Source organism: Streptomyces morookaense (assembly GCF_013030945.1).
Classification (GTDB): Bacteria; Actinomycetota; Actinomycetes; order Streptomycetales; family Streptomycetaceae; genus Streptomyces; species Streptomyces morookaensis.
Window position 1 is genome coordinate 1 of sequence record NZ_JABBXF010000028.1, and the last position, 2,244, is coordinate 2,244.

The 2,244-nt window shown below is 72.1% G+C and carries 2 protein-coding genes; one reads left to right on the plus strand and one right to left on the minus strand.

Annotation, left to right across the window (positions count from 1 at the left end; translation table 11 throughout):
* Positions 1–4 precede the first annotated feature (4 nt).
* Complete coding sequence (locus HG542_RS13755; protein WP_229922845.1) at positions 5–1,069, minus strand: LLM class flavin-dependent oxidoreductase; 1,065 nt, start codon at positions 1,067–1,069, stop codon at positions 5–7.
* Between the two features lie 322 nt (positions 1,070–1,391).
* On the opposite strand from HG542_RS13755, the gene HG542_RS13760 reads away from it, so the two are divergent.
* Positions 1,392–2,150: an IclR family transcriptional regulator gene (locus tag HG542_RS13760; protein ID WP_171081128.1), complete on the plus strand. Its 759-nt coding sequence runs from the start codon at positions 1,392–1,394 to the stop codon at positions 2,148–2,150.
* The last annotated feature ends 94 nt before the right edge of the window (positions 2,151–2,244 follow it).

The window sequence follows — 2,244 nt, forward strand, 5'->3', positions numbered from 1 at the left end:
ACCCCTACATCTCGTACGCGTCCGCGATCAGGTCCAGGCTTCGCACCCGGCCCTCCGCCCCGTGCACGTTCGACGTGAGCATCAGCTCGTCCACGCCCGTCCGGTGCGCCAGGGCGTTCAGTCGCTCCTTCACCTCATCTGCCGTCCCGTACACCACATTTCGCAGCCAGTCCGCCACGAACTCCTTCTCCGGCGGAGTGAAGGCGTACGCCTCCGCCTCCTCCGGGGTGGGAACCAGGCCGGGGCGGCCCCTGCGCAGCCGGAGCATCGCCAGGGCGCCCGTCATCACCTGGCGGTGCGCCTCGCGGGCGTCGTCCGCGGCGAAGGCCTGGACGCCGATCTTGGCGTAGGGGCGGTCGAGAACCTCGGACGGGCGGAAGGACTCGCGGTACAGCTCCAGAGCCGGAATCGTGTTCGCGGCCGAGAAGTGGTGTGCGAAGGAGAACGGCAGGCCGAGCAGACCGGCCAGGCGGGCGCTGAAGCCCGAGGAGCCCAGCAGCCAGACCGACGGGCGGTCGGCGCGCTGCACCCCGCCGGGCACCCGGCCCTGGACGGGGCCCGGCACGGCGTGGATGCGGGCGTAACGGTGGCCGTCGGGGAAGTCGTCGTCCAGGAAACGGGTGAGCTCGGCGAGCTGCTGGGGGAAGTCGTCGGCGCCCTCCTGCAGCGCGTCCGTGCGGCGCAGGGCGGCCGCGGTCGCGCCGTCCGTGCCGGGGGCGCGCCCGAGGCCCAGGTCGATGCGCCCGGGGGCGAGGGCCTCCAGGGTGCCGAACTGTTCGGCGATCACCAGCGGCGCGTGGTTGGGCAGCATCACGCCGCCGGAGCCGAGGCGGATGCGATCGGTGTGAGCGGCGAGGTGCGCCAGGATGACGGCCGGCGAGGAGCTGGCCACCCCCGGCATGGAGTGGTGCTCCGCGACCCAGAAGCGGTGGAAGCCGCGGCGTTCGGCGAGGCGGGCCAGTTCGACCGTGGTGCCGAGCGCCTGCCGGGCGGTGCGGCCGCTGCCGACGGTCGCCAGGTCCAGTACGGAGAGGGGGACGGGAGCACTGCCGCGGGGCCTCGCCCGGATGGTTTCGTCCGTCTCGTCGCGGACATCCCGAACGTCCTGGGTGCCCTGGGCGTTCTCCTGTGCGTCGGCCACGGTGGCCCGCCTCCCTGCGGTCGTCTCCGCGCGCGTGTGCGCCGTCGCCGCAACCAACCGGAGCCATTCTCCGGTTATTCCCGCACAACCGCCTACGACGGCGGCATATGCCAAGGTCGACGGCCCGGGGCAGGGGTACGGACCAAGCGGGGATTCTGCTCAACACCCTCTCCGTGCAGGCCCTTTCGCCCTTATCGTGGGGAGGGCGACAACCGGGGACACCCACAGGAAAAACCGCAAGGGGGAGACCGTGGCGCTCAGGCCCGACCCGACCGCACCGTTCCACTCGGTGCAGTACGCGCTGCGCGTGCTGGAGACCGTCGCCAAATACACCGGAGGCGTGAGCGAGGCTCAGATCTCCCGTGAGACCGGGCTGCCCCGCGGACACCTCGCCCACCTCCTGCAGATGCTGCGCCACGAGGAGTACGTGGAGCGCACCGCCGACGGCGGCTACGTCACGGGCGACGCGGTGCCCCTGCTCACCGCCGGCCGCGACCGCACAAAGGCCCTGGAGGCCAGGCTCCAGCGGTCGCTGACCGTCCTGCGCGACACGGTCGGCGCCGCCGTCTACCTGAGCAGCTACGTCGACGGCGAAATCAGGATCACCCAGTACGCGGACGGCCCGCGCACCCCCAAGGTCAACGAGTGGGTCGACTTCCGCTCCGCCGCCCACGCCATGGCGGCCGGAAAGTGCCTGCTCACCCAGCTCGACCACGACGACCGGCGCGACCACCTCGCGCGGCACCGCACCGCCCGGCTCACCTCCCGGACGATCACCAGCGAGAAGCTGCTCTTCCGCAAACTCGACGCCCAGCCCGCCAGCGTCCCCGTGCTCGACCTCCAGGAGTACGCGCTCGGCACCGTCTGCGCCGCCGTGCCGATAACGGCCGGGCGCGCGGTGGGATCCCTGGCGCTCTCGCTCCCGCTGGAGCACGCGCACCGGCTGCGCCAGGCGGCCGAGGCGCTCAACCGGCACGCGGCGCCGATGCTGCTGTCGATGGCCCTCTGAGCCGGGTCCCGGAGCGCCTGCGGAACGGGTGGTTCAGAGCACCCGTTCGGACCAGGTAGTATTTCTCCTGTCAGCAGGCGCCGCTAGCTCAGTT